The following is a 25,819-nucleotide window of genomic DNA, read 5'->3' as shown; positions in this document are numbered from 1 at the left end:
ACCCGCCTTAATCCGGTGGCCAACAGATGCCGCAACCAGCGCAGGAGAACGCCTGCTGCAGGTGCGGCCACACAAAGAACTGCCAAAGGCGAAAAAGCGTGACACGTCCAACACCCGCAAGCCCGCGATCAGACGGGCGAACACCACACTCTATCCTGCCCACCCTGTTGGAAATGAATGGCTGGGAGGATTACGCCCTTCTGGACATGGGCAACGGCCTCAAGCTGGAACGCTACGGCCGGTTCACCATTGTCCGTCCTGAGCCACAGGCCATGGGCCAGCCACGCCTTCCTCAAGCGCAATGGGACCGCGCCGACGCCATCTTCACTGGCGACGTTGAAGAAGAGGGGCCGGGCCGCTGGCGTTTCAACAAACAACTGCCTGAGACCTGGCAGATGAAGTATGGTCCGGTCACCTTCAACGGCCGATTCATGTCCTTCCGCCATGTGGGCGTTTTCCCGGAGCAAGCCGCGCATTGGGATTGGGTTCAGGAACAAATCAAGCAGTCCAGCCGTCAGCTCAAGATCCTCAATCTTTTTGGCTACACCGGCATGGCCTCCCTTTTGCCAGCAGCTGCAGGGGCGCAGGTCACCCATGTGGATGCTTCCAAAAAGGCCATAGGCTGGGCCCGTGAGAACCAGGAGATGTCGGGCCTTGGCGACAAGCCGGTTCGCTGGATTTGCGAGGACGCGCTCAAGTTCGTCCAGCGCGAGGTTCGCCGCGGCAACACCTATGACGGCATCATCCTTGACCCGCCCAAATACGGGCGCGGCACAAAAGGCGAGGTCTGGGACTTTTTCACCAGCATGCCCGAGATGATGGCCTGTCTGCGTCAGTTGCTTACCGAGGAATCCCGCTTTCTCATCCTGACCTCTTACGCCATTCGCGCCTCTTTCCTTGCTTCCCACGAGTTGATGCAGGAGCATCTGGACGGACTGCCGGGCACCATTGAGTCTGGCGAGTTGGCAATCCGCGAGAAGGACAGCCCACGCTTCCTCTCCACATCACTATTCAGCCGTTGGTGCAATCCTGAAGGGGCTTCAAAGTAATGAGCACAGATTTCAAGCCTCAGCGTCAGGGCTCCGTCAAGCAGATCACCTCGCATTCGAACCCGATCGTCAAAGAAATCAAAGGGCTTGTCGCGCAGCGCAAACATCGCCGTGATAGCGGCCTGTTTGTGGCTGAGGGGTTGAAGCTGGCCACCGACGCCATGGAAGCGGGCTGGGGTGTGCGCTACCTTGCCATTGGCCCTGAAGGCCGTGAGAACAAGATGGCGCTGGAAGCTGCGGCCAAGGCCAAGGCACGCGGCGCTCTCATTCTGGAAGTGAACAACGCGATCCTGTCCGGCCTCACCCGCCGCGACAACCCACAGATGGTTGTTGGTGTTTACGAGCAGAAGACCTTGCCCCTGCGGGCGGTTGATCCAGACCAGTCCAAGACGTGGGTGTGCCTTGACCGGGTCCGAGATCCGGGCAACCTCGGCACCATCATCCGCACCGCCGATGCAGTTGGCGCAAGCGGCATCATCCTGATTGGCGAGACCACCGACCCGTTCGCCGTTGAAGCCGTGCGCGCCACAATGGGCTCCCTGTTTCACATGCCGCTGGTGCGCTGTTCAGAGCAGGAGTTCATCTCCTTCCGCAAGAGCTGGCCGGGGCCGGTTGTGGGCACCCACCTGCGCGGCGACAAGGATTATCGCGACGTGGACTACAAGGAACCCGTGCTCCTGATGATGGGCAACGAGCAGGCTGGCCTTTCCGACGAACTGGCGGATGCATGTTCCGATCTTGTTAAAATTCCTCAGGAAGGTCAGGCGGACAGCTTGAATCTCGCCATTGCAACCGCAGTTATGTTGTTTGAGGTGCGGCGCGCGCACCTAAAGCTCTAAACCACAAAATCAGACGGGGTTTCCATGCGGCTCTTCATCTTCGGAGTGGGTTTTTCCTCCAAAGCCTTTGTCGAGGCAGCACGCGATCAGTTCGACTGGATCGGCGGCACCACGCGCTCCGAAGAAAAGGCCGCGCAGTTGAAGGAGATGGGCGTTGAGCCGTTTCTGTTCGATGGAGAGGCCGCAACAGATGCCATTCGCGAAGCCTTGCGCACGGCAACCCATGTCCTTGTTTCCATTGCGCCCAATGACGGCGGCGACCCGGTTCTGAATGCCTTTCTGGCCGACCTAGCCAAGGCTCAGCCCCAATGGATCGCCTACCTTTCCACGGTCGGCGTCTATGGCGATCATGATGGCGCATGGGTTACTGAAGAGACCGAGTGCAAGCCTGTGTCGCTGCGCTCTCGTCAGCGTGTTGCAGCTGAAAGCCAGTGGCTTCAGTTTGCGCACGACACCGACACCCGCCTTTTGATCCTGCGCCTTTCAGGCATCTACGGCAAAGGGCGCAACGGCTTCGTCAATCTGGAACGCGGCACCGCCAAGCGCGTCATCAAGCCGGGGCAGGTATTCAACCGCATTCACGCAGAGGACATTGCGGGCGTCCTGAAGGCATCCCTTAGCACCTCTGCAGCGGGCATCTACAACGTCAGCGATGATGAACCGGCCCCGCCGCAGGACGTGGTCACCTACGCAGCAGAGCTGATGGGTGTTGCCCCGCCGCCGGAAATTCCTTTCGAAGAGGCCAACATGTCGCCCATGGGCCGATCCTTTTACGGCGAGACCAAACGCGTGGACAATGCCAAGGTCAAACGCGACATGAACTACACGTTCGCCTACCCCACCTACCGGGTGGCGCTGGATGCGCTTTGGCGCGATGGCTACAAGTAGCCACTTTCATCGTGCCTATCCGTCCTCTGGAAATTGCGTCAGATCATCGGTGATTTCGTAGTAGTCGCCGTTGTGCGCGCAAAAAATGTGTTTGGTTAGCACGGTGTTGGTAGGTTCATCCAGCGTGCCCGCTGAAACGGCAATGAACTGCGACCATTCCGGATGCCGGTCCGCCTGCCAAAACAGATTGGTCCCGCACTCCTGACAGAACCCGCGACGGGCGACATCAGAGGACAAATACCATTTGATCAGCTCTTCACCACTGGTGATGGTGAGGTTCGCGTGCTTCAGCCCCAGTGAATCGAAGGCACCACCCCACTGGCGGCACTGCTTGCAATGGCATCGGCTCAGGTCCTGCCGATCCGTATTGGCGGTGTAGCGCACTTTTCCGCAGAGGCATCCCCCTTGATAAGCCATCTCTCCTCCTCTTAAACTGCTTGCCTGTCTAACATGACCAACCCGTTCAGGTTGAGTTCATCCACTCCCCGCTAGGTTGCCGTCAACCTAACCCACCGCCGCATGTTTCAAAACTCTCGCTTCTTCTCAGGTCATTTTACCATGTCTACACTTCGCGTGCTTTCCGCCACCTTTGTGCTCTCTGTGCTTCTTGCAGGGTGCGCGTCCCTCTCCAAAGACGAATGCACGGCGGGCGACTGGAAGGGCATTGGCGTGCAGGACGGCATGGCGGGCAAGCCTGCCAGCCGCATTGAAGACCACAAGAAGGCTTGCAGCAAATACGGTGTATCGCCGGACCTTGCCTCCTATCAGGCCGGGCGTTCCATTGGCCTGAAATCCTACTGCACCATTCCCTCGGGTTTCCAACAGGGGCGCATGGGCCGCTCCTATTCCGATGCCTGCCCCAGCGCGACGGCCCCCGCATTCCAGAAGGGTTATTCCCTCGGTTTCGAGCTGCGCAACGCCCACAGTAAGCTGGATGATGTGGAAAGCCGCATTTCCTATGCCGAAAATCGCATTGATGACCTGCGCTACGAAATTGCCAGCACCAGCTGCGCCTCCGGAAAGGAGGGCAAGAACTGCCGCCGCGTTCTCAGGGACAAACGCGATGAAATCAGAGACCTGCGCTCGGACGTCACCTTCGCCCGGCTCGAAATTCTTCAGGCGCAAGCAAATTTAGAACTTGTTCGAGAACGTGTTATATCCGAAATGAGTTACATCGCACCGGGCTTTGTGATTGAAGCCCAGTACCAATAATTCAAGCGGGTATTCACCCATGGAACGACCTATGAAGACTTGGAAAATCTATCTGTCTGGTGAAATTCACACGGATTGGCGTGAACAGATCGAAGAAGGCGCAAAGGCCGCGAACCTGCCGGTACACTTTGATGCTCCGGTCACGGACCACGATGCCAGTGATGATTGCGGCGCTGTCATTCTGGGCCACGAGGACAACAAGTTCTGGTATGACCACAAGGGCGCCAAGGTCAACGCCATCCGCACCCGTACCCTGATCAGCGAAGCAGACATTGTGGTCGTGCGCTTCGGCGACAAGTACAAGCAGTGGAACGCCGCCTTTGATGCGGGCATTGCCTCCGCGTTGGGCAAGTCCCTGATCGTGCAGCATGACCCTGCGCTCAATCACCCTTTGAAGGAAATCGACGCCGCAGCGCTCGCCACCGCCGAGACGCCCGCTCAGGTCGTTGAAATCCTGCGCTATGTCATCACCGGCAACCTGAAGCGCTAAGCCTCTTGGCGAAAAGGGTGCCCACTGGACACCCTTTCCCGGAGAAAGTCATCATGGTGCGCTGTCAGCGCGCGCCGTGATAGGCTAGGCGTACAGCCCCCCAATGGCGGCCGTTCACCCAGATTGGCACCGAAATTTCCTTGATCACCACGTAGTTGCCACCGCCCATATCGCGGCGGTTGGTCTGCAGCAGGAAGTCCTTGGTGGATTTGCTTGCCTTGAGCCCCACCTTGTCGTCGAAAATCCGGCGATTGCGGCAGTGAGACGCGTTCCAGACCGGATCATGCCCTTGCGGCTTGGAGAAGGCCTCATTGTGGGTTGGCAAGTAGCCCTGCGTATCCACCGCGGCACAGGTATAAACGGCTTTGTCCTTGCGCAGTACCGGGTTCAGGATCGCCGGAAAGACGCGGTCTGTCACCTTAGTGAACTTGGCCATGTATTGCTGCGGGTTGGTGCCCGAAATGGGCGCGTAGTCATGGTCAAACAGATCCTTTTCAGAAAGGCGTCCGCCCACCATTTCCGCTTCCAGAGCTGCGCCCAGCTCGGCGGCCACCACCTTGGCCTCATTGATCATGCGCGCGGTCACATCACTGTTCAGCTTGCTGGCCATGTCTCCCAGCAGGTGATCGGCCTGACCTACCGCCCTTTCCATTTGAGAGGCGGCTTCATTCATCATGCTGGCGTTGCTGCTGACAATACCTTCCAGATCGCGGGCACTCTCCAACAGCTGCTCCGTGTCCGCATCATTGGAAGCACAGGCCGCCTTGATAGCTGACGTGTTGTGAGCAATGCTGTCGAAGGAACTTTCCAGCTGGTAAAAAACCGTGTTGATGGAGGCTGTCGCTTGCTCTGCATCGCCAACCGTCTCCAACGCATCATTGCCAAGCGTCACCAACGTATCAGCCTCTATGCCCAGTTGGGCGATGGTCTGGTCAATCTGTTCGGTGGCCTTGGTGGTCTGCGTTGCCAGTGCCTTGACTTCGTTGGCCACAACGGCAAAGCCCTTGCCTGCTTCTCCAGCACGCGCGGCCTCAATGGTGGCGTTCAGGGCAAGCAGGTTGGTCTGCCGGGCGATGGCGTCAATCGAGCTTGAGAACTGCCTCACATTGGCAAAGGACGCCTGCAGGCCTTCAAGCTGTTTGTTGATGTTGTTGATCGCGCTGGTCAGAGAGTTGATGCTCGCCACTGCAGCATTGATGGTTTCTCGCGACTGCTGAACCGAGTGCCGGGCCTCATCAGTTTGTTCTGCGGTCGCATCAACCGCCTGAGACACCTCCGCGTTGCTGGTCTCCACGCTGCGTGAAGATTGCAGCAGCATTTCGGTGGCTTGGTTGAGCTCATCCACGGTGGAGCTGACGTTGGTCACGCGGCCCGCTGCCTCGGCAATATCGAGGCCCAATGTGTCCAGATCCGTCAGCAACTCACCCTGATCGATCGCGACGGTTTCAGCATCGGCAGCCAATTCATGCACGGACGCTGTTTGTACGGCCTCCCCTGCCGCCACCGCTTGTTCAGCAGGATCAGCGGCAGGCCGTTTAAAGAGAGTTCTCATAGACTTCCTCCTGTCCAGAAGACGGTCAAACAGGAACCCTTAATAAACTTTAAGCATAACTCTTGGTTAAGTTGCTTTATCTCTACAACCCGGTCTTTTTCCTCAGAGTATTTGGCGAAGTAATTGAAAATACTTAACGCTTCGCATTGTTGCGCTTGTTGCCGCCCCCAAGAGAAGCCGCAACAAAAAAGGGCGCTCCCGAACGGGAACACCCTTTTTAAAAGTATCAGCCGTAAAGCAGCGCTACTTAAGCAACTGCAGCCTGAGCCTTGTCAACCAGAGCCTTGAAGGCTTCTGGCTGGTTGATGGCCAGGTCAGACAGAACTTTACGGTCAACTTCGATGCCAGCCTTGTTCAGACCGTCGATGAAACGACCGTAGGTCATGCCATGTTCACGGGTTGCAGCGTTGATACGCTGGATCCACAGAGCACGGAAATTACGCTTGCGAGCCTTGCGGTCGCGGTAAGCGTACTGTGCTGCCTTTTCGACAGCCTGTTTAGCGGTGCGGATCGTATTCTTGCGACGGCCGTAGTAACCTTTGGCGGCCTTAAGAACTTTCTTGTGACGAGCGTGGGCGGTAACGCCTCTTTTTACACGCGACATAGGTAACTCCTAATTCTCAGTTGCTTAGGCTTAGCCGTAAGGCAGGAACTTCTTCACGATACGTGCATCCTGATCACACAGCGTGGTTGTGCCACGTGCGTTACGGATGAACTTGTTCGTGCGCTTGATCATACCGTGGCGCTTGCCGGCCTGAGCGGTCTTTACCTTGCCAGTCGCAGTCAGCTTGAAGCGCTTCTTCGCTCCAGACTTCGTCTTCAACTTGGGCATTTTGCGTCCTTTCTTTTCATGATTGGTGACCCAATCAAAAATTACATCTGGGATGCATCATAAGCCGCCACGGCATGCCCTATGGAAAACGGGGATGCTTCACTCTTTTAAAGAGTTGGGAATCTGCCCGTTTATAGCCGGGCGACTTTGAACCGCGGTGGTATAGGCTCCACGCGCGTAAAATGCAAGTCCTGTTCGCGCCAAATCAGTGAAACAGGCGCAACCCTTACAAAAAATTACCCGACGCGGGTGCGCCGGGTAACAAAACTGGTCAAAAGCTTATCGGCTGATTGGTGCCAGTACCATCATCATCTGCCGGCCTTCGAGCTTTGGATGGGACTCCACCTTTGCGATATCGGCGGTCTCATCCTTCACTTTCATCAGCAGCTTCATGCCAAGGTCCTGGTGCGCCATTTCACGTCCGCGAAAACGGAGAGTGACCTTCACCTTGTCGCCTGCCTCGAAGAAGCGCAGCATGTTCTTCATCTTCACTTCATAATCATGAGTGTCGATGTTCGGGCGCATCTTGATCTCTTTGATCTCGACGACCTTCTGCTTCTTGCGCGCTTCTGCGGCTTTCTTTTGCGCTTGGTACTTGTAGCGACCGTAATCCAGAATCTTACAGACCGGTGGGCTGGAGTTCGGCGCGATCTCTACAAGGTCCAACCCCTGCTCTTGGGCCATGGCCAGAGCTTCTTCGGTTGGTGTGGGGCCGAGGTTTTCACCTTCGGCATCAATCAACTGGACTTCGCGAACACGAATTTCTTTGTTGGTACGCGGCCCCTCCTTTGTGGGGGGCGGTGCGCGAAATGGACGGCGAATGGTAAAAGTCTCCTCTATAGATGCCGATCATTGTGAAAGTAGCTGGCAGCTCCATGACTCACAACAAGCGCTACGTCTACCGAATAAACGTCGCGGCTGCCTTAAATCGCGGATGCTCCACTAGAAGATCTTGAAAAACACGGGATAAGTCAACATTTCTTTTGCCCTGACATCGCGGCAGAACTGCCGTTTATCAGGAAGTTTTGAGGTGTTGCTCATAAAAATCCAGCGTTGCGTCACACATTGCCTGCTTGGAGAACTTGTAGGCCACATGAGAACGAGCGCGTTCTGCCATGGACACCCGAGCTTCCTGAGGCATACATAGGGCTTCCTCCAGTCGGCTTGCAAGAGCTGACACATCTCTATTTGGAAAATGCCACCCGGTCCGCTCGTTTTCCGACACAACTGGCGGCACCAAAACCGTCTCCGGAACAGCGCCAATATCGCTTACGATCACTGGCACGCCAGCCGCTTGCGCTTCCACCGCCGCCCGCCCAAAGGCCTCCGGCTCGATGGATGCCACGACGGATACATCCGAGATCGCCAGTGCTGCACCCACATCAGCACAGTGGCCTACAAGACGAACCCGCCCTTCCAGACCTGCGTTGGCGATGTGATGCTCCAATGTCTCCTTGTATTCGTCACGGCCCTGATGATCGCCCGCCAGAATGACCACTACATCCTGCATAGCGCTATCCCGTGCCAGAGCGCGGAAGGCATCAATGAGCACAGCGTGGCCTTTCCAGGCAGTGAGCCGGGCAAGGTTCAGCACCACCCGTTCTTTGCCCGTCAGCCCCCATGCAGCGCGGAGCGCTGAGCGGCGTTCCTCAGAAACGTTTTCTGGCGCAAGGGCTTCAAGGTCAGACCCACGGTAGATCACCGTAATGCGCTGCTTCGCCGCAGGGTCTCGCTCTGCAATCAGATCGGCGGTGTACCGCGAATTAGCGATCACCCCATCTGCTCTCGTCATCACAGAGTTGTAAAAGGCTTTGAAGCGGTTACCTTGTTTGTAGATGCCGTGATATGTAGTAATGAAAGGTAAGTTGAGACGGCGCGCAGCCCACAACCCGGACCATGCCGGGGCTCTGCTGCGTCCGTGAATGAGGGAAACATTGTATTCCCGGCAAATCTTGGCGATGGCATAAGAGTTTCGCCACATTTTCCAGGGGTTCTTGGTCCCTGCAGGAAATTCGATGTGATCAGAACCTGTTGCTTTAAGCTCATCAAGGAGGCGTCCGCCTTCAGACAAAACAAGAGAGCGCCAACCGCGTTTTACGATGGCTTCAGCAACATCAACCGTTGTTCTTTCCGCGCCGCCGGTGCGCAAGTCTGGAACGAGTTGCAAAATGGTTGGATGGTCGCTATTCGATAATCGATTAATCGGGGCAACAATTGTGTTCGAGGCAGTGTGAGGCACAGGGGGTGTCGCTTTCTCTCGCCGGCAGAACCGCACATTAGGAATTTGGAGGCAGTAAATTATGAGCGCTGCAATACCGCAATTCATTAGTGTTGGCAAAGGGGATCAGGCGCGCAAAATCGCTGTGCGGCACGATCAACGGTCCGACCTTGGTGTTTTGTGGCTCTCCGGCTTTAAATCAGACATGCTTGGCACGAAGGCCGAGGTGATAGCCGACTGGGCCAAAGACAAAGGCCTTACCTGCACACGAATGGATTACTCTGGCCACGGTGAATCTGAGGGAGAGTTCACTGAGGGCACCATTTCCAAATGGCTGGAAGAGGTACTGGCGGTCTTTACGGAGTACTGCAAGGGCCCGACCATCGTTATCGGCTCTTCCATGGGCGGGTGGATGGCGCTTTTGCTGGCCAAGGCCCTGATCGAGCGCAAGACCGAGGTCTCCGGCTTCCTCGCTGGCATGGTGTTGATCGCGCCTGCGCCAGACTTTACCGAGGAACTCATGTGGAAACAGGAGTTCACGGAGGAGATCAAGCAGGAAATCATGCAGACCGGCCGCTTTGAGCGTCCTTCTGAATATGACGACAGCCCCTACATCATCACCCGTGATCTGATCGAGGATGGCCGTCGGAACCTGCTGCTTGGCGGCACTGTTGAAACCGGCTGCAAGACCATCATCTTGCAAGGCCAGAACGACGATTCCGTGCCGTGGGATCACGCACTGCGTATCGTCGAGGCCATGGCCAGTGACGATGTCATCCTGACGCTGATCAAGGATGGAGACCATCGCCTGTCCCGCCCGGAAGATTTGCAGCGTCTCATCAAAGCTCTTGAGGAGCTGGTCGAGAGCAACAGCTGACACCCATGAAAAAGCCCCGCCGAGTGCGGGGCTTTTTGCTTCTGTTTCCGATTGCAGGCGGCTGTTATCCAGCCCGGCCACGGGAAGACTTGACCGAATAGTTCTGCGCATCAAGTTTCGGAAGGACGCCGCCTTCCAGCTCATCTCGCAGGTACTCGATCAGCGGAATGGTGTAGGCAACATCGGACTCCACCAGCGCCTCAGGATTGGCAGCAATCACGTCCGCGAAGGTCTGATAGCCATCCTTGCCGGTTGCCGTGAACGAGTTTGTGGCGACCGAGTACACAGCCTCCAAGTCGATGTCCGACCACTCGCCTGAGTTTCTGTCCTTCACCTCCACATTGCGAATGCCGGTACCCGGTTCGGCGCCAAACACAACGTCATACCGAATGTGAGAGCCATAAGGGAACGCGCCCGTTGAGCCGGAAAGGCCCTGCGAGTAGTCCAGCGCCTCATTAAGCACCTTGACGACTTCCGCCCCTGTCATGTCCACCGTGACAACCGTGTTGGAGAACGGCAGAACCGTGTAGGCATCGCCAACGGTGAATGCGCCGCTGTTGATTTCCGCGCGCACGCCGCCAGCATTCTGAATGGAAATGTCTGCCTGCGGAAGGTAGGTGAGGAAGGCATCGGACACCACTTGCGCCGCATAGCTTCCGGTCGGCACTTCACCCGCTTCAAAGTCTGCAGGGAAGCGTTCAAATGGCATGGTCTGCTCAACAGAACCAATGGTCTGGCTGCGGTAGTTCTCGATCTCTTCGCGGTAAGGCTTGATGATCTCGTCAACTTTAGCGCTGGTCTCGATCTCACGAATGCTCTCAAGACCTGCGATCACCTCTTGGATTGCGGCAACTTGTGCATCCGTTGCTGGCTGATACTGGCCGTCCTGATCCTGCACTTGGTAGGGTTGACCAACAAGAAGCTCAAGCTTGCCCTTCACATCGGTCACTTTGCCATTTGCATCAAAAGCCAAGTTCAATTGGCCCAAGCCCTTGGCATACTCCCAAGCCTGCGTGATGTAGACCGGCTCACCACTTGGGTTCCGCACCATGGTTGGATTGAAGCCTGCAACATCAATGCCCATCGACGCCAGTTCATCCGAGGAATCGAGCGCTTCGTGTGTGTCTCCGCCAACGATTGCATCAATGCCGTCGACGCGCGCTGCAAGGGTCTGATCAAAATTGTAGCCCAGGTGGCTGAGAACGATGATCTTGTTGATGCCCTGAGCTTCCAGAGAACCGACAACACTGCGAACCGTCTCGATTTCGTCGCTGAACTCCACTGCATCACTGACCATTGAGGATGCCTGTGTTTTTTCGACCTTCAGCACCCCAACAACAGCAACCTTTTCGCCCTCGATCTCCTTGATGATGTAGGGCTTGATAGGGGCCCCATAGAGCGGGCTGTCCTCGGTAGGATGCACATTGCTGCTCAGGATCGGGAATTCAGCCATTTCGATCAGCGATGCAAGATGCTCGTCACCTTCGTCGAACTCATGATTTCCCAACTGATAGGCATCAAGGCCCAGCGCATTGAAAACCTTGAAATCTGCTTCGCCCTTAAAGAGGCTGAAATAGAGCGTCCCGTTCAGCTCACCGCTGTTCAACACAAGACTGTTCGGCCCGCGATATTCACCGATCGCCGTCGCGATGCGGGAGAACCCACCAAGTTGAACCCGGAGGCTTTCCGCCCCTTCACGCTCGGCATCAATATCAAGCTTAAGCGTGTAGGTGGAGCTGTCCAGATAGGAATGGTGGTCGTTCGTATGCAGCACGCTTACATTTATTGCCTTGCCAGCAGCGGGCAGATCAGCTGCCACGCTAGCGCCGACAGCAGTCGTGAATGCCAATAGGGAGCACGTGACAAATAGGGTTTTCTTTTTCATGATCGTCATGGGTTTGCCTCAATCTAAGATTGCATAATCTTAGATTGATATTATGAAGCGCGAGTTACACAGGGTAAGCGCCGCCGAAAACATGGGCAAAACGCCTTTGCCCTTTCTCCCCCCGGCGGCCGCCAGCGCAACCCCAGCGCGTTGCAAGGACCATTCGCCGCAGACATCATTCCCGCTTTTTATTAGCCTGATATTTGACAGGTATTGGACACTTACCATTTACTAATCAGGCGAAATTTTCAGTGGTTTTTCTGAGGGTTCCGCCATCTGTTGTCCTTATTTATCATTCAGAAAATAAGATAGCGCACTGAACAATTCTCTTTGATCATCTGGCCCCGGGAAGACATATGACTAAAAGAAAACGCTTGATCCTCTCTATCGATGGTGGCGGAGCGCACGGGCTCATCCCCATTCGTCTTCTTGAAGCACTGGAAAGCAGACTGAAGCAGAACGGCAAGGACAAACCGCTGCATCAGTACTTCGATCTTGTCTGCGGCACAGCCAGTGGCGGCATCATTGCGGCGGGCCTTACAGCGCCCAAGCCTGAGGGCGAGTACCGCGGCCACCACGCCATGACCATCAAGGAGCTTCGCTCGTTTTTTGAAGACGATTTGCGGGAGTACTACAACACCAACCGCATCAACCGCATCAGCCGTGCCGTCTTCTCCCCTTTCGGCCAGTACAACAAGGGTGTGCACGAGCGCCCCTTTGAAAAGATCCTGAAAGACACGTTGGGCTGGACCTCAATGGCCAGCAGCCTTACAGGCATCATGCTTTCCGCCTACGACCTGAACACCCGCAAGCTTGTGCTCATGACCGACAACATGCCCACAGCGGACCGGACGCATGACGACTATTATTTCTGGCAGGCCGTCCGCGCCACCATCTCGGCTCCCGGCTGGCTGGAGCCTGCCCGCGTTGAGAACCTGCGCACGGGCGAGGAGCAGATCATGATTGATGCCGGGGCGTTCATGACGAACCCGGTTCTCAGTGCTTATTCTGAAGGCCGCCGCCGGGGCTGGGCGCCTGAAGACATGATCATCCTTTCCATTGGCACAGGTCGTCTGTCCAAACACAAACGCAAGTTTGAAGAAGTGGCAGCCTGGGGCGCGAGCACATGGATGTCTCCCGACAAGGGCACGCCTTTGCTCACCGAGTTTTCTAATGGCCAGAGCCAAGCCACCTCTCATCAGGCAAATGCCATCTTCAAGGACATCAAGGGTCTCACCTATCTGCGACTCAATGCGGACCTCCCCCTTGGTCTGGAAGATGCGACCAATACCCGTCCAAAGACCATGACGCAGCTGAACTCGGTTGCCGATAGCATCATCACCACTCACAACGACGACTTGAATACTTTGGCGGCGTTAATAGAGGAACGCGTGGACGGACCGGGCTTCTGATCATTTTTCTATAGCGCCTTTATTCAATTCGTGTTGCGGACCGACTATCATGCGACGCAACACGAATTGACGAGGGCCCTGCATGCGCGCGCGCCGCCTTATCACTGTTTTCACAATTGGTCTGGGCGTTGCTTTGGCAGCAACCAGCGGCCATGCCATGCCATTTCCCAAGGCCAAGCCCGAGAGTTTTGAAGTCAACACCACTGCTGTGCCTTCCGTTGCGCTGACCGAGCCAGCCAAGCAGCTCTTTGGCGCCAAAGCGACCCCGGCTCAGCTCCCGCCTGCAAGCTATGGCAGCTACAGCAAGGGTTGTATTGCCGGGGCAGAAGCCATGCCCATTAATGGGCCGACCTGGCAAGTAATGCGCCTGTCTCGCAACCGCAACTGGGGCCATCCGAACCTTATCACCTACCTGAAAGATCTGGCCAAAGACGCCCCGGATCTGGGCTGGAACGGCCTGCTGGTGGGCGACCTTGCTCAGCCGCGCGGCGGCCCAATGAGGTCCGGCCATGCCTCTCACCAGATTGGGCTTGATGCAGACATCTGGCTGCGGCCAATGCCCAACAAGCGCTACAGCAATTGGGAGCGTGAGAACGTCAGCGCAATCTCCATGCTAAAGGGGAACATGGAGCTTCCCGGCGCGGACCGCTCCGTGCATCCAGACCGCTGGACAGACGCACATGCGCGCCTCATTCGCCGTGCAGCACAAGACCCACGAGTGGCCCGCATTTTCGTCAGCCCTGCCATCAAGAAAGCCTTGTGCGAGTTTGAGACGGAAGACAGAAGCTGGCTGCGTACCGTTCGTGCTTGGTGGGGTCACCATTATCACTTCCACGTTCGGCTAAAATGCCCAGAAGGCAACACCGCGTGCACGAACCAAGCCGCCCCTCCACGTGGCGACGGGTGCGGCGCAGAGCTGGCCTGGTGGCTTTCAGACGAACCTTGGGTACCGAAAAAGCCTCAGCCCGGCGAGCCGCCAAAACCGGTGAAACCGAAGCCACAACTCACGCTTCAAGACCTGCCCGCTGCCTGCCGCACGGTACTTGCACAGCCTTAACCCACTCAAGGTTTAGGCGCACATATCACCAGAAGCGACCTCAAAAACAGGCCTGACGCAGTAAGCGCGGCATTTAATGCAATAAAGCAGTATTATTTTCGTAAAATTATAATGACTTATAACTTATAATCAATGCAGCCTCAATCTGAGGTTGCATTTATATTCTTTATTTACTATTAGATTACTTGAAAGTACGTTCTCAATAAATTTCCTATGCTCTTCGGCGCTTCCGCAGCCTCGCTTAGGGACAGACTTGCACCTAATGAATGGAACACCAAAATGGATCCCTATGGCGCACGCCTCTCCTTTTCGTTCACAAACCTGGCCGGAAATTACGACCCCGCACCAATCAAGACACAGCGTGCCACTTCCGTAGCTCTGATTAATGAAGTCCTCGAAAACACCGCCAATAACGAGATCATTCGGGCTCGGGCCGCACATGAAAATGCAGGCCCCTCCACTGCGTCAAAGGAAGCAGTGAGCAAAATCTTCGACATTCTTGTTGGTGTAGAGCTTGGCAAGTCCGCACATTACGCGGGACAAATCGCCGAGGGCCTTAAAAACTTTGACATAGCGGTCGAGCGTTTCTTCAACGTCGCAGAAGACTGGACTGACCCAAACAGCGCAGCCGTCCAAGACGAGGTGGCTCGGATGCTAACTGAGGGAGCAGAGGCGGGCTCCGAGCTCTTTAAGGAGATGCTGGAAGCCCAGAAAGCTGGACTTCTGAAGATCGAAGATATGGCCGACTACGGCCTCGAAACGAAGTCCAACTACATTACATACATCGATGGGTTTGGAGGTTACGCATTCGGCCTATCCAACATTTCCTACGTTGGCGACTATTTTAACGCGCATGATTTGTTCAACGACCTTACGGTTGCCGGTGCAGACGGCAGGCGCACTGACAAGTACACAGGCCAACAGGCGACCTATCTTAGTCTCGCCAAGAACTTGAATTTTTACATCACCTGGCAACTCCCAGAAGAAGCCCCGGAGCAATAAGCACCGCGGGCTTCGGATTGTGCCTTTCCAAACTTGGTTCAGGGCTGGACGTAGTTGTGCACGGGAGGCTTTGCTGTCTCATCGAGAATGAGACTCATGATCACGAGATCGAGCCAGCGGTTGTACTTGAAGCCGACCTCTCGCACGACGCCCGACGTGTGAAAGCCAAAACGCTCGTGAAAGCGGATCGAACCGGTGTTCTCGCTGTCGATGCCAGCGATCATCACATGGTACCCATCGACCTTTGCTTTTTCGATCAGCGCGTTGAGCAAAGCTGACCCCGCGCCGCTTCCTTGCGCTTCCGCCATCACATAAACGGAATGCTCGACCGTCAGGTCATAGCCAGACTTTTCCTTGTACGGCCCGAAGGACGCGTAACCAAGGAAAGTACCGTCATCGCTTTCAGCCACATACACCGGATATCCTTTGGCCCAGCGCCCCTCTAGCCAAGCCTTGCGCTCCTCCAGTGTATCTTCCTGTACCAGCCAGATTGCGGCCGAGTTGCGAACCGCATCGTTATGGATCATCAACAGCGCTGGCAGGTCGTCATATGTTGCTGAGCGAATTTTCATTGCATCCCCTTCGTGTTTTTCTTCTCTTACCGCGAGACACAATTGGCATGCAAGCAGGGGAGGAACTTCAGCACACTCTGCGGATGCTGCTCGCTCTCGATAGATTTCGAGATCAAGGCCCCAGCAAGCAATGGTGGCTCTGCAAGCAGCATTTCGGGCAGCCCCGATCTCGAAGATCACACAGTTGGGAAGGCACTATGCGACGACTTCTGATCGCGGCTTGTGTAGACGTGACGACGGGTGGCATCCTTGCCGCCCTTTTTCGTTTGCCCGAAGACGAAGAACTCGTATACAGAGCTCTTGAAAAACTGCCAAAAAAACGCAGCTTCCTCCTATTATCCGCTTTGCCTTCCTGCCAAGCGGTGGTAATTGAGCGGCCATGACGACGAAAACCCTGTCCAATATTCGAAATTTCTCTATTGTCGCGCACATCGACCACGGTAAATCTACCTTGGCTGATCGCCTCATCCAGTCCACCGGCACTCTCACCCAGCGTGAGATGAAGGAGCAGGTGCTCGATTCCATGGATATCGAGCGTGAGCGCGGCATCACCATCAAAGCTCAGACCGTTCGCCTGATCTACAAGGCAAATGACGGCATTGAATACACGTTGAACCTGATCGACACACCAGGTCACGTGGACTTTGCCTATGAAGTTTCTCGCTCCCTCGCTGCGGTTGAAGGCTCCCTGCTCGTGGTTGATGCCTCCCAGGGCGTGGAAGCGCAGACCCTCGCTAACGTTTATCAGGCAATCGACAACGATCACGAGATCGTCACGGTGCTGAACAAGGTAGACCTTCCTGCCGCTGAACCAGAGCGCATCAAGGAACAGGTTGAGGACGTCATCGGCCTCGATACGTCCAGCGCCGTTGAGATTTCTGCGAAGACGGGCCTTGGCATTCCTGATGTTCTGGAAGCAATCGTCACCCAGCTTCCAGCACCGCAGGGTGATCCGGATGCACCGCTCAAGGCCATGCTGGTGGACAGCTGGTACGACACCTATCTCGGCGTCATGGTGCTCGTTCGCATCATTGATGGCGAGCTGAAAAAGGGCGACACCATCAAGATGATGGGCACCGGTGCCGTGTACCCGGTTGATCGGGTCGGTGTCATGACCCCGGCCTTCGTGGCAACGGACCGCCTCGGTCCGGGTGAAATCGGCGTGCTCACAGCTTCCATCAAGGAAGTGGCAGATACGCGCGTGGGTGACACCATCACCACGGACAAAAAGGGATGCACCGAAGCTCTGCCAGGTTTCAAACCTGCCCAGCCGGTGGTGTTCTGCGGCTTGTTCCCGGTGGACGCCAACGACTTTGAAGACCTGCGCGCTGCCATGGGCAAGCTGCGCCTGAACGATGCCTCGTTCTCTTTCGAAATGGAAACCTCGGCTGCGCTTGGCTTTGGTTTCCGTTGTGGCTTCCTCGGTCTCCTGCACCTTGAGATCATTCAGGAGCGCCTGTCTCGTGAGTTCAATCTGGACCTGATTGCGACCGCGCCTTCGGTGGTCTACCAGATGACGCTGACCGACGGCACGGATGTTGAGCTTCACAACCCGGCAGACATGCCTGACATTGTGAAGATCCGCGACATCAGTGAGCCCTGGATCCGCGCCAACATCATGACGCCGGACGAGTATCTCGGCCCGATCCTGAAACTTTGTCAGGAACGTCGTGGTTTGCAGATTGATCTGTCCTATGTGGGCAGCCGCGCCATGGTTGTTTACGACCTGCCGCTCAACGAAGTGGTCTTCGACTTCTATGACCGCCTCAAGTCAATCTCCAAGGGCTACGCTTCCTTTGACTACACCATCAGCGATTATCGCGAAGGTGATCTGGTCAAGATGTCCATTTTGGTCAACGAAGAGCCGGTGGATGCGCTCTCCGTTCTGGTTCACCGCTCTCAGGCAGAGCGTCGTGGCCGTGCCATGGTGGAGAAGCTGAAGGATCTGATCCCACGTCACATGTTCAAGATCCCTATTCAGGCAGCCATTGGCGGCCGGGTGATCGCCCGTGAAACCATTGCGGCTCTGCGTAAGGACGTGACGGCCAAGTGTTATGGCGGTGACGCCACCCGTAAACGCAAACTTCTGGAAAAACAGAAGGCGGGTAAAAAGAAAATGCGCCAGTTCGGCAAGGTGGAAATCCCTCAGGAAGCCTTCATTCAGGCCCTGAAGATGGATGACTGAGCAACAGCCGTTGCGCCGCTAACAGCATTAAAGAGACCGGCCTGCAAAGAGGCCGGTCTTTTCGTTTCAAGCCCAGAGAGATCGGGAAAGGTACCTAGACCATGTCATTGGAAACAGACCTGCGCGCCCGCGCCGGAGACAAGTGTGAATTGTGTGGCGCCAGCGAAAACCTGAGCGTGTTTCCGGTTGGACCGGACGCAGACGACACGGCAGACCGTGCGCTTCTTGCCTGCCAAACCTGCAGTGATCAGATGACGGGTGCAGCAGAGCTGGACGGCACTCATTGGCGTTGCCTCAACGAAAGCGCTTGGAGCACAGAGGCACCGGTTCAGGTCACCGCATGGCGCATGCTGAAAAAGCTGTCCGCAGAGACTTGGGCACAGGATCTTCTTGAGATGATCTACTTGGATGAAGAAACCCAGAGCTGGGCGGAAGCAGGTCTTGAGCCCGCAGGTGACGACGAAGACGCCATCGTTCACAAGGACACCCATGGTGCCGTTTTGAGCGCTGGTGACACCGTCACTCTCATCAAGGATCTGAAAGTAAAGGGCGCAGGTTTTACAGCCAAGCGCGGCACCGCAGTGCGCAATATTGCCCTCGTGCCAGACAACGCAAGCCACATTGAAGGCCGTGTCAACGACCAACGCATTGTCATCCTCACCGAGTTTGTGAAGAAGAACTAAGAACAGAGCTGGCGGCCCCTGCGGCCGCCGCTATATTTGGACTACAAACGTAGTTTTCGTTGCAACGCTTACCCAGCCGAGAGCGAAACACTGTGCAAGCGCAGTATGGATTTTAGAACACCTGGGGCGCGTTGGGCAGAACCTCTATGAGCAACAGCAAGAGCATTCCAGACACGCACAGCCGCTTGCTTCATGACGGGGCCACCGACACCCTCACGCTGATTTACGACGGGGCCTGCCCGTTTTGCCAGCGCTACACCACTTTGCTTGAGCTACGAGAGGAAGGGCGCACGGTCACACTGATTGATGCCCGCGCTCATCCGCAGATCGTCGCAGACCTCATGTCCAGAGGCATCGATATTGATCAAACCATGGTCGCTCACTATCAGGGCCGGGAGTATGCGGGCAGCGACGCGCTCCATCTCATCGCGCTTTTGGCCACCGGCTCTACTGGTTTCAACCGCCTGAACCGCTGGTTGTTTCGCTCGCAGCAGCGCGCACGACTGGCCTACCCGGTGCTGCGTGCACTTCGCAATGGAACCTTGAAACTGCTTGGGCACCGCAAGATCCGCAGTTAATGCTGGGTTTGTTCCCGCCTCGTTCTGAAACTGTAACAGACACAGCTTTGCTTGATGCACTTTCTTACAAGGTTTCGATAGGATCGGCCCAGCGCCTTCCTTAGGGTTTGCCTCAGGAATTGGCGGCATCACCTTTGATTTGCTCTGAACCAACGGTGGTGGCGCTTCCTTTTATCCCAAGGAGGACCCCTTATGCCCGCCCCTATTCGGCCCTTGCTACCCTACAGCCGACCGAAGCCTCGCTCGAAGCCCCGCGCATGGCTCATCAACAACCTTCTTGCCGCCAGCCTTTCGCTAACGCTGTTTCCCGTTGAAGCCGCAGAGGCCACGCAAGGCTCGCTGTCCTACCCAATCGTGGACACCGGTGCCTCACTGTGTTTCGGGACAAACGGTGAGTTGCCGTCGTGCCCTAGCGCGGGCAAAACCGCCTTTGGTCAAGATGCGCAGTATCAAGGCAACGCCCCGAGCTACGCCAAAGGCAGCGGCACGGTGACCGACAACGTGACCCAACTGATGTGGAGCCAAACAACAGACCTGAATGGCGACGGCGCGATCAACGCCTCCGACAAGCTCACTGTTGCGGAGGCCAAACGCTATGCTGATGCCGCAACGATTGGCGGTCACTCAGACTGGCGCTTGCCCACCATCAAAGAGCTATACTCTCTCATTCAGTTTGATGGTCAGGATGTGAGCGGCCCCAGCCGGTCCCGCACCCTTTCCGCAATTCCCTTCATCGACAGCCGCGTGTTCGGTTTCGGGCCCGGTGATACGAAGTCGGGAGAACGCCTCATCGACAGCCAGTTCATCACCTCCAGCCGCTATGTCTCCACCACCATGCGCGGCGACACCACCTACTTTGGTGTGAACTTCATCGACGGTCGCATCAAGGGCTATGGCACCTCATCCCCGCACGGTGAAAAGACATTCTATGTGCTGCTGGTGCGGGGTAAGACGACCTATGGCCGCAACGCCTTCAGGGATCAGAAAGATGGTACGGTACTGGATCGCGCCACCGGCCTCACGTGGCAACAGCAAGACAGCACCAAAGCCTTGAGGTGGACTGAAGCACTGGCCTACTGCGAAAGCTTGCGCCTTGGAGGTCGCAACGACTGGCGGCTTCCCAACGTCAAAGAGCTTCAATCAATCGTTGACTATTCCCGCTCTCCGGATACCAGCCGCAGTGCTGCCATCAATCCCGTTTTTGACGCAACGCCTATCCGCAATGAAGCCGGGCAGCAGGACTTTGCTCAATATTGGTCCAGCACCATTCACCGCACCACGTCACGCAAATTCGGTGGGGCGTATGTTGCCTTTGGCCGTTCCCTTGGAAACATGCGCGGCAGCTGGCTGGATGTACATGGGGCAGGTTCGCAGCGCAGCGACCCGATCACCGGAAACGCCACGGACTACGCTCAGGGCTTTGGCCCGCAAGGGGATGCCATTCGCATTGAAAACTTTGCCCGCTGCGTCGCAGGTGGCGCAATCCTTGTTGCCCAGCTCAAACAGACGCGGCGTCCTGCAGAAACCTATGAGGTCTCACAGAGCGCTCAGAGGCAACGGCCCCAGAATGCAGGTGAGGGACAACGCCCTCCACCCCCGGGCCATAAGCGGCCAGATGCGCCAAGAGGTAAGCGCCCACTTTGGCACTGACCTGCGCCGCCCATGAGGCCTGGATACCTTGAGGCCCGGTAGTCACGCCGCTTACTTGGCGGTTATCGGGCCTCTTTTCCCTGTCTCTTACTCGGCTGCTTTCCGCTTTGGCAGCACCCAGTCTTTGCGCGGATAGTGGCAGGTATACCCGTTCGGGATGCGCTCAAGATAATCCTGATGCTCCGGTTCGGCTTCCCAGAAGTCGCCCACCGGCTCCAGCTCTGTCACAACATTGCCCGGCCACAAGCCTGATGCATTCACATCCGCGATGGTGTCGAGGGCGATTTTTTTCTGCTCCTCGTCCACATAGTAGATCGCAGAGCGGTAGGACATGCCGATGTCATTACCCTGCCGGTTCAGCGTGGTCGGGTCGTGAATCTGGAAGAAGAATTCCAGCAATTGCCGGTAGCTGATTTTCTCCGGATCATAAACGATCTCAATTCCTTCAGCGTGGGTGCCGTGGTTGCGATAGGTCGCGTTTGGCACATCGCCGCCCGTATACCCCACGCGGGTCTTCTCAACGCCCGGCAGCTTGCGGATCAGGTCCTGCATTCCCCAGAAACACCCGCCTGCCAGAACTGCACGCTCACTCATTTTACGTCCTCCACTTGATCGAGATAGGCCCCGTAGCCCTCGGCCTCCATGTCATCCCGGTGGATGAACCGCAACGCGGCCGAATTGATGCAGTAGCGCAGACCGCCATGCTCTCGCGGCCCGTCTGGAAACACGTGCCCCAAGTGGCTGTCCCCATGCGTGGAGCGCACTTCAGTACGGATCATCCCGTGGCTGGTGTCGGAAAGCTCTTGAACATGGGCGGGCTCGATTGGCTTGGTAAAGCTTGGCCAGCCGCACCCACTTTCAAACTTGTGGGCAGAGGCAAACAGCGGTTCGCCAGAGACGATATCCACGTAAATGCCCGGCTCCTTATGGTCGTTATATTGGCCCGTGAACGGCCGTTCCGTGCCGTTCTGCTGGGTTACATAATGCTGCTCGGGCGTCAGATTGTTCAGTGCTTCCGGTGACTTTTTATAGGTCATCCCCTCTCATCCTCCACTCGGCGAAATCTCAAGAGTTTGGTTCCTTACCATATGGGGAAGCGTCTCGAAGAAACAATGTTGTGAGGGGGATGTGAAACCCTCCCAAACTTCTTACCCGTCAAATATGCGGTACGCATAAAATATAAATAACTATGATCAAATCGACTGTATTCATAAGAATAAATTAAATCATAATCCAACAAGCAACTATTGAATGTAAGCGTTACATATGCAACTCATCCAATGTCTCCATACGTAAGGGGATTTATATTTTAATTTTATTCAACAACCCCCTGCGTTAACTCATTACTTGAGGAGGAATTGGATGTCTCTAATTGATGCTGGATTTGATAGCGGCTTTATCAACGTAGGCCTTGCAAGCATACCGGGTGGCAACGGGCGACTGAAGACATTTGAAGACGGCTTTGACAGCCGTGATCGGGTCTGGACCGGCACCACTGGCAGCGTTGACCAGTTTTATTCAAAGGATGCCATTGATAAGGGCATAGATCAGAGCAACATCGCCTACGTTACCGTCGATTTCGACTTTTATGAGTATGGCAAAACATATGGCAACGGCCTCGACATCACGATTTTCGGCGGGCCAGCCAATTTTGAAGAGACATTTCGTCTCGGAACTTTTTCCTACACGCGCACCGATCGTGACGGCTCAGGTTCTGGAGAGAATTATTCATGGGATCGCAAACTGCTCGATTCCAACATTGATATCGACGGCAGCGGCGGCTCCGAGGTTTGGGCTGATCGCGACCAGAAGTACCATTACAGCATCAAACTCGACCGAGACTTCTTCAGCCCCGACACCATTTACACGGCGCTGGATGACCCATTCTACATGGCGCTGCGATACAACAAGGGCTCCAACAACAACGGCAAGGACGCAGCTTGGGGCCTCGACGATTTGGAGGTGAACGTCTTCACCTATGCCGACCGATCAGATCTGAACGCGGCCAACGCCGTGGGTCGGATCCAGGGCTCGAACATCACTCAAAGAGAGTTTTCAAGCTACCACGAGCTTTTTGACCAGATAGACGTTCGACTGGCAACCCTGCAAGGAAACGCAGACGCTTTTATCTCAACGCTCGACGACAAGGCGTTCAAGTACAGCAATTACAAGGCTGGCCACGACGCTCTGATCAACAACCTTAAAGTGACCTTTGACAACTGGACGAACAGCTTTGAACAGTGGCAAACGAAGGTTTGGGATCAAGCCGACGATCAACATGATGCTGGGGAAGGGAGCCCAAACGCTGCGGCCTTCCTGACACTGGTCAGCTCTTTGACATCCATCGGCACCAGCCTCATGTCGAGCGATGTCCTGTCTCTTGCAGGGGCAATCGAGAGCACAGCGGCAGCCTCGCTTCGCATGAGGAAAGAGGGCTTGGGCGATAACGGCGTCGATCCTGACACAATTCAACGCATCGAGCATCTGGAGCGCATTGAAGATGTTTTCGAAATCGGAAAACGCGTGATTGAGGACCTGGAGGGCAGCGGTGCCGATACACGCAATCTCAAGGTATCCCTCAACAAAGCCTTCGATGAATACACGGACCTTGCCAACTCCATTGCGCTTCGCGCGCACATTGAGGCGGTAGCGGACCGGAAGACCCATTTCGACCCGGGCCTTGTGGAAGACCTCGGATTTGACGTCTACAATATGACGTATTTCGAGCAAGGCTGGATCGGTAACACAGACCGCGAGTTCATCACTTGGCACGTCAGAGGGGAGCGCAACAACGATTTTAATGGAACTGACTTCAACTTCGATCGTTTCACGGTCAGAGAAGTCATTCACAGTATCGATAGTACAGATGTTGCCGAAAACCTGAACTGGCAGCGCGGCCAAGGCCTCGGTGATGTTGAAGGCTCATTCTGGAACTATAACGTCGACCAGATTGACTTTCACAACTACTCGACAGGCTTCTTGGCAGACTTTGTCTAAAGCCTCACCCATTCGGGCCGTCACACCGTGGCGGCCCTTCTTCTTTGTCCCGCAACGCCCAAACCGCGAGGGCTGTTTACCAACGCCCCGCACCAAGTTGACAGAGAAACGCCCCCTCCATCCGTTATCCCGGAGAAGCGAAGCGCGGGACAAAGCACGCGACCTATGGTGCGAGCACTCCACCTGGCGGAACCAGAACCCCGCACCACCCCCGGTGTGACCACAGAACCTCGACCACTCCCCCTGCCCGTCATCCCGGCCTCCGAGCCGGGATCCAACCGGAAGGCGCGAATTGCACAGGTTCACGCTTGTGGTCAACACTGGCGGTGAAACCCATGGCACGCTCTTCCGAACGACTCTGGATCCCGCATCAAGCGCGGGATGACGCCTGAGATAAAGGCACAGCCGTACCTCACACTAGGTTTAAGGTCCGCGCGTGCCCCACACTAGATTGATGGCCCCAGCCCTGCCTCACATCAGGTTGAAGGCCCAGCACTGCCCCACACACCCTGCGTCATCCCGGAGAAGCGAAGCGCACATCCGGGATCCAGAGCAAGGGGCTGACAGCTCAACTGCAGCACTACACAATAGGCTATCAGCACGGCACACGTCACACGGCGAGTGAGCTATGGTGCGAGCACTCCACCTGATAGAACCACGCACCAACCCCGCTGTGACCGCAGGACCTCGACCACTCCCTCTGCCCGTCATCCCGTCCACCGAGCCGGGATCCACCAGACACCCCGACCCGGACAAAGTCATGCTTGCGGCAACGACTGATGGTGAACTCCTTCGCACGCCTTCACCTGCGACTCTGGATCCCGCGTCAAGCGCGGGATGACGCCTGAGATAAAGGCACAGCCATACCTCACACTAGGTTGAAGGCTAGGACCTCGACCACTCCCCTTCCTGTCATCCCGGCCACCGAGCCGGGATCCAACCGGAAGGCGCGAATTGCACAGGTTCACGCTTCTGGCAGCGACTGATGGTGAACTCCTTCGCACGCTTTTCCGCGCGACACTGGATCCCGCGTCAAGCGCCGGATGACGCCTGAGATAAAAGCTCGACCATGCCCCACACTAGGTTTAAGGTCCGCGCGTGCCCCACACTAGATTGATGGCCCCAGCCCTGCCTCACATCAGGTTGAAGGCCCAGAACTGCCCCACACTAGGTTTAAGGCTAGAACCTCGACCACTCCCCCGCGTCATCCCGGAGAAGCGAAGCGCACATCCGGGATCCTGAGCAAGGGGCTGACAGCTCAACTGCAGCACTACACAATAGGCTATCAGCACGAAGCACGGCACGCGAGCTATGGTGCGAGCACTTCACCTAGCAGAACCACGCACCAACCCCGGTGTGACCGCAGAACCTCGACCACTCCCCTGCCCGTCATCCCGGCCCCCGAGCCGGGATCCACCAGCCGCCCCGACCCGCACAAGGTCACGCTTTTGGTCAACACTGGCGGTGAAACCCATGGCATGCTTTTCCGCGGCTCTGGATCCCGCGTCAAGCGCGGGATGACGCCTGAGATAAAAGTACAGCCGTACCACACACTAGGTTTAAGGTCCGCGCGTGCCCCACACTAGATTGATGGCCCCAGCCCTGCCCCTCACACCCTGCGTCATCCCGGAGAAGCGAAGCGCACATCCGGGATCCACAAAGACGTGCCCCTTTGCCCGCCGTCATCCCGGCCTCCGAGCCGGGATCCAGAAAACATCTTGCCCCAGCGCCCGAAGCTCTGCTAGGTTTCGCGCATCTGCAACCACTCAAGGCGCATGACATGTCCCTGCACGTGATCATCTTCAAAGATGTTCAGGCCCGGCTCAATTCTGGACCGGCAT

24 protein-coding genes are annotated in these 25,819 nt (G+C 56.2%); 14 read left to right on the top strand and 10 right to left on the bottom strand.

What is annotated here, in order from left to right; translation table 11 throughout:
• Positions 1 to 98 precede the first annotated feature (98 nt).
• Genes PUV47_RS08925 through PUV47_RS08915 form a run of 3 tightly spaced genes read left to right on the top strand, consistent with a single transcriptional unit; the run spans position 99 to position 2,776 of the window.
• Positions 99 to 1,049 carry a class I SAM-dependent methyltransferase gene (locus PUV47_RS08925; protein WP_274218178.1) on the top strand — a complete coding sequence of 317 codons (951 nt, stop codon included), beginning with the start codon at positions 99 to 101 and terminating at the stop codon, positions 1,047 to 1,049.
• Positions 1,049 to 1,888, top strand: a complete 840-nt coding sequence (locus PUV47_RS08920; protein WP_274218177.1) for a TrmH family RNA methyltransferase — start codon at positions 1,049 to 1,051, stop codon at positions 1,886 to 1,888. The genes PUV47_RS08925 and PUV47_RS08920 overlap by 1 nt, the downstream gene beginning before the upstream one ends.
• A 24-nt stretch (positions 1,889 to 1,912) precedes the next feature.
• Positions 1,913 to 2,776: an SDR family oxidoreductase gene (locus PUV47_RS08915; RefSeq protein WP_274218176.1), complete on the top strand. Its 864-nt coding sequence runs from the start codon at positions 1,913 to 1,915 to the stop codon at positions 2,774 to 2,776.
• A gap of 15 nt (positions 2,777 to 2,791) precedes the next feature.
• On the opposite strand, the gene PUV47_RS08910 is transcribed toward PUV47_RS08915, so the two are convergent.
• Positions 2,792 to 3,193: a GFA family protein gene (locus PUV47_RS08910; protein ID WP_274218175.1), complete on the bottom strand. Its 402-nt coding sequence runs from the start codon at positions 3,191 to 3,193 to the stop codon at positions 2,792 to 2,794.
• Between the two features lie 141 nt (positions 3,194 to 3,334).
• Here PUV47_RS08910 and PUV47_RS08905 point away from each other — a divergent pair, with 141 nt between their 5' ends.
• Positions 3,335 to 3,988 carry a DUF2799 domain-containing protein gene (locus tag PUV47_RS08905; RefSeq protein ID WP_274218174.1) on the top strand — a complete coding sequence of 218 codons (654 nt, stop codon included), beginning with the start codon at positions 3,335 to 3,337 and terminating at the stop codon, positions 3,986 to 3,988.
• A gap of 31 nt (positions 3,989 to 4,019) precedes the next feature.
• Positions 4,020 to 4,478, top strand: a complete 459-nt coding sequence (locus tag PUV47_RS08900) for a YtoQ family protein (protein ID WP_274218173.1) — start codon at positions 4,020 to 4,022, stop codon at positions 4,476 to 4,478.
• Positions 4,479 to 4,542: 64 nt separating this feature from the next.
• Here the strand turns inward: PUV47_RS08900 and PUV47_RS08895 are convergent, their stop codons facing one another.
• The 5 genes from PUV47_RS08895 to PUV47_RS08875 form a co-directional block, all read right to left on the bottom strand.
• On the bottom strand, positions 4,543 to 6,030 hold the full coding sequence (locus PUV47_RS08895) for a methyl-accepting chemotaxis protein (RefSeq protein WP_274218172.1): 1,488 nt from the start codon (positions 6,028 to 6,030) through the stop codon (positions 4,543 to 4,545).
• Positions 6,031 to 6,277: 247 nt separating this feature from the next.
• The gene (gene rplT / locus PUV47_RS08890; protein WP_274218171.1) at positions 6,278 to 6,634 is read right to left on the bottom strand and encodes a 50S ribosomal protein L20; all 357 of its coding nucleotides are present in this window, start codon (positions 6,632 to 6,634) and stop codon (positions 6,278 to 6,280) included.
• A gap of 30 nt (positions 6,635 to 6,664) precedes the next feature.
• Positions 6,665 to 6,862, bottom strand: a complete 198-nt coding sequence (rpmI, locus tag PUV47_RS08885) for a 50S ribosomal protein L35 (protein WP_274218170.1) — start codon at positions 6,860 to 6,862, stop codon at positions 6,665 to 6,667.
• A 279-nt stretch (positions 6,863 to 7,141) separates the two neighbouring features.
• On the bottom strand, positions 7,142 to 7,684 hold the full coding sequence (gene infC, locus PUV47_RS08880; protein ID WP_274218309.1) for a translation initiation factor IF-3: 543 nt from the start codon (positions 7,682 to 7,684) through the stop codon (positions 7,142 to 7,144).
• Between the two features lie 193 nt (positions 7,685 to 7,877).
• Positions 7,878 to 9,029, bottom strand: a complete 1,152-nt coding sequence (locus PUV47_RS08875; protein ID WP_274218169.1) for a glycosyltransferase family 4 protein — start codon at positions 9,027 to 9,029, stop codon at positions 7,878 to 7,880.
• A gap of 133 nt (positions 9,030 to 9,162) precedes the next feature.
• On the opposite strand from PUV47_RS08875, the gene PUV47_RS08870 reads away from it, so the two are divergent.
• Entirely contained in the window at positions 9,163 to 9,957 is a 795-nt protein-coding gene (locus PUV47_RS08870) for an alpha/beta hydrolase (protein WP_274218168.1), read from the top strand.
• Positions 9,958 to 10,021: 64 nt separating this feature from the next.
• Here the strand turns inward: PUV47_RS08870 and PUV47_RS08865 are convergent, their stop codons facing one another.
• On the bottom strand, positions 10,022 to 11,851 hold the full coding sequence (locus PUV47_RS08865; RefSeq protein ID WP_274218167.1) for a bifunctional metallophosphatase/5'-nucleotidase: 1,830 nt from the start codon (positions 11,849 to 11,851) through the stop codon (positions 10,022 to 10,024).
• Between the two features lie 347 nt (positions 11,852 to 12,198).
• On the opposite strand from PUV47_RS08865, the gene PUV47_RS08860 reads away from it, so the two are divergent.
• The 3 genes from PUV47_RS08860 (at position 12,199) to PUV47_RS08850 (ending at position 15,313) form a co-directional block, all read left to right on the top strand.
• Entirely contained in the window at positions 12,199 to 13,254 is a 1,056-nt protein-coding gene (locus tag PUV47_RS08860) for a patatin-like phospholipase family protein (protein ID WP_274218166.1), read from the top strand.
• Between the two features lie 82 nt (positions 13,255 to 13,336).
• Positions 13,337 to 14,311 (top strand): penicillin-insensitive murein endopeptidase, encoded by a 975-nt coding sequence (mepA, locus tag PUV47_RS08855; RefSeq protein ID WP_274218165.1) that lies wholly within the window; start codon positions 13,337 to 13,339, stop codon positions 14,309 to 14,311.
• Between the two features lie 279 nt (positions 14,312 to 14,590).
• Positions 14,591 to 15,313 (top strand): hypothetical protein, encoded by a 723-nt coding sequence (locus PUV47_RS08850; RefSeq protein WP_274218164.1) that lies wholly within the window; start codon positions 14,591 to 14,593, stop codon positions 15,311 to 15,313.
• Positions 15,314 to 15,351: 38 nt separating this feature from the next.
• On the opposite strand, the gene PUV47_RS08845 is transcribed toward PUV47_RS08850, so the two are convergent.
• Entirely contained in the window at positions 15,352 to 15,885 is a 534-nt protein-coding gene (locus PUV47_RS08845; RefSeq protein ID WP_274218163.1) for a GNAT family N-acetyltransferase, read from the bottom strand.
• A gap of 379 nt (positions 15,886 to 16,264) precedes the next feature.
• On the opposite strand from PUV47_RS08845, the gene lepA reads away from it, so the two are divergent.
• The 4 genes from lepA to PUV47_RS08825 all read left to right on the top strand — a co-directional run bounded on the left by lepA (position 16,265) and on the right by PUV47_RS08825 (position 20,981).
• Entirely contained in the window at positions 16,265 to 18,070 is a 1,806-nt protein-coding gene (gene lepA / locus PUV47_RS08840) for a translation elongation factor 4 (RefSeq protein ID WP_274218162.1), read from the top strand.
• A 101-nt stretch (positions 18,071 to 18,171) separates the two neighbouring features.
• On the top strand, positions 18,172 to 18,753 hold the full coding sequence (locus PUV47_RS08835; protein ID WP_274218161.1) for a PhnA domain-containing protein: 582 nt from the start codon (positions 18,172 to 18,174) through the stop codon (positions 18,751 to 18,753).
• Positions 18,754 to 18,899: 146 nt separating this feature from the next.
• Positions 18,900 to 19,331: a DCC1-like thiol-disulfide oxidoreductase family protein gene (locus PUV47_RS08830; RefSeq protein WP_274218160.1), complete on the top strand. Its 432-nt coding sequence runs from the start codon at positions 18,900 to 18,902 to the stop codon at positions 19,329 to 19,331.
• A gap of 192 nt (positions 19,332 to 19,523) precedes the next feature.
• On the top strand, positions 19,524 to 20,981 hold the full coding sequence (locus PUV47_RS08825; protein ID WP_274218159.1) for a DUF1566 domain-containing protein: 1,458 nt from the start codon (positions 19,524 to 19,526) through the stop codon (positions 20,979 to 20,981).
• Between the two features lie 87 nt (positions 20,982 to 21,068).
• Here the strand turns inward: PUV47_RS08825 and msrA are convergent, their stop codons facing one another.
• A complete protein-coding gene (msrA, locus tag PUV47_RS08820; protein WP_274218158.1) occupies positions 21,069 to 21,575 on the bottom strand; it encodes a peptide-methionine (S)-S-oxide reductase MsrA in 507 nt (168 codons plus the stop codon).
• Entirely contained in the window at positions 21,572 to 22,018 is a 447-nt protein-coding gene (msrB, locus tag PUV47_RS08815) for a peptide-methionine (R)-S-oxide reductase MsrB (RefSeq protein ID WP_274218157.1), read from the bottom strand. The genes msrA and msrB overlap by 4 nt, the downstream gene beginning before the upstream one ends.
• A gap of 325 nt (positions 22,019 to 22,343) precedes the next feature.
• Between msrB and PUV47_RS08810 the strand changes: the two genes are divergently transcribed.
• Complete coding sequence (locus PUV47_RS08810; RefSeq protein ID WP_274218155.1) at positions 22,344 to 23,978, top strand: hypothetical protein; 1,635 nt, start codon at positions 22,344 to 22,346, stop codon at positions 23,976 to 23,978.
• The last annotated feature ends 1,841 nt before the right edge of the window (positions 23,979 to 25,819 follow it).

This window comes from Pseudovibrio exalbescens (assembly GCF_028737195.1).
GTDB classification, from domain to species: domain Bacteria; phylum Pseudomonadota; class Alphaproteobacteria; order Rhizobiales; family Stappiaceae; genus Pseudovibrio; species Pseudovibrio zosterae.
Note: the sequence above shows the minus strand (reverse complement) of the source record. Positions and strands in the feature narration are given on the sequence as shown.